Raw genomic sequence first — 1,507 nt, forward strand, 5'->3', positions numbered from 1 at the left:
GTCGACGATCTGCCGGATTTCGGGATCGCGGCCGACGACCGGATCGATCTTGCCGTCGTGGGCGCGCTGCGTCAGGTCGGTGGCATATTTCGCCAGCGCCGAATCCCCGCCGGGGCCGTGTTTCATCGGCGTCTCCGTGGCGGCCGGGGCAGCGCCGGCCTCCAGCGAACCTTCCATGACATCGGCGAAGCGGGAAATGACGCCGTCCGCATCGATCCGGTCGAACTCGGCGCTGATCTTCGAAACCAGGCCCTCCAGCACCGGCGTCTTCAGGCAGGCAAGCAGGATATGCGAGCTGCGCACCTCCTCGACGCCGAACTCCAGCGTCGCGAGGTTCCAGCCTTCCTGGATGGCGTGGAAGATGTGGTCGGAGAATTCCTCCACCGAGGTGGCGCCGTAGGGCAGCTTGTCGATGGCACGGGTCATGTCCGCCGTCAGCCGGCTGGCATCCAGCCCGGCATCGGCGACGATCATCTGCACATCCGAGCGCTCCGACAGCACCAGTTGCTGAATGAAATGGACGAGTTCGACATAGGGATTGCCGCGCAGCTTGGCCGTGTCGGCCGCGGCCTTGAAGGCGCGCACCCCCGTGGCATTGAGCTTGGCGACCAGTTCCTTGCGCTTGAAGCTCTGCGATGACCGGCGCTGTTCCATCGAACCTGCTCCCGAAATCAGCCAGCCGATACCCTGCCATAGAAGCGGCAGGTTGACAAAGCATGTGATGGATGATGCGCCTCGATGCCCGATTCGCCTAGCATCTTCCGTTTCAGGGAAAGCCCCGCATCCCCAGGCAAACAAACACGAAATTGCCCTCGCCTATGCGATGCATTTCACATACAGCGCCGGACAATGACGCCATGGGTTTCGGCGACAGAACGGTCGCGTTTAGCTTCCGTTAGTTTTTGAGCAGTCCTTGAATTGTGATAAAGTGACGCACTGTGATAACCTTGCGTCACGCAAGGTCTCAAGGCCGCTCCTGGGGGTTGGTGTGATTGATCTCGCACTCTGGCTGAATCCTCTCGACGGTGAGAATCCGTCAGGTGAGGATTTGCGCAACGACCCGGCCTTCCATGAGCTGGAGCGCCTGACCGAACAGCAGACCAAAGTCGAGTATGACGACCGCAACAAGCCGTCCGCGGAAGCGATCATTCCGATCGACTGGCCCGCCGTGCTTGCCAAGGCCGAGGAGTTGCGTCCGCGCGGCCGGGATCTGCGCCTTCTGGTCATCGTCACGCGCGCCCTGGCCAATGAAAACCGGCTGGCCGGACTGGCCGACGGTCTGAGCCTGGTTGCGCAGACGTTCGACGCCCACTGGGAGACCCTGCACCCGGCGCTGCGATCCGGTGCAACGCCGCGCGACGCGGCCTTGCGTCGCATCAACGCCCTGCTCGATCTCCAGAACGGCCAGGAAGGCCTGCTGGCGGACCTGCGGCAGATGATCTTTTTCGCGCCGCGCCCGATCGGGCCGATCAGCGGGCGCGACCTGGAACAAGGCGCCCTCGACGAG

The 1,507-nt window shown here is 63.2% G+C and carries 1 protein-coding gene and 1 pseudogene; one reads left to right on the forward strand and one right to left on the reverse strand.

What is annotated here, in order from left to right; translation table 11 throughout:
- A pseudogene (locus EOA33_RS35365) lies at positions 1-654 on the reverse strand (type VI secretion system ATPase TssH); the annotation flags it as partial.
- A gap of 334 nt (positions 655-988) precedes the next feature.
- On the opposite strand from EOA33_RS35365, the gene EOA33_RS35370 reads away from it, so the two are divergent.
- A partial coding sequence (locus tag EOA33_RS35370) for a type VI secretion system ImpA family N-terminal domain-containing protein (protein WP_190234488.1) occupies positions 989-1,507 on the forward strand: 519 nt, incomplete at its 3' end.

The sequence above is a fragment of the Mesorhizobium sp. M4A.F.Ca.ET.050.02.1.1 genome (assembly GCF_003997725.1).
Taxonomy (GTDB): Bacteria; Pseudomonadota; Alphaproteobacteria; order Rhizobiales; family Rhizobiaceae; genus Mesorhizobium.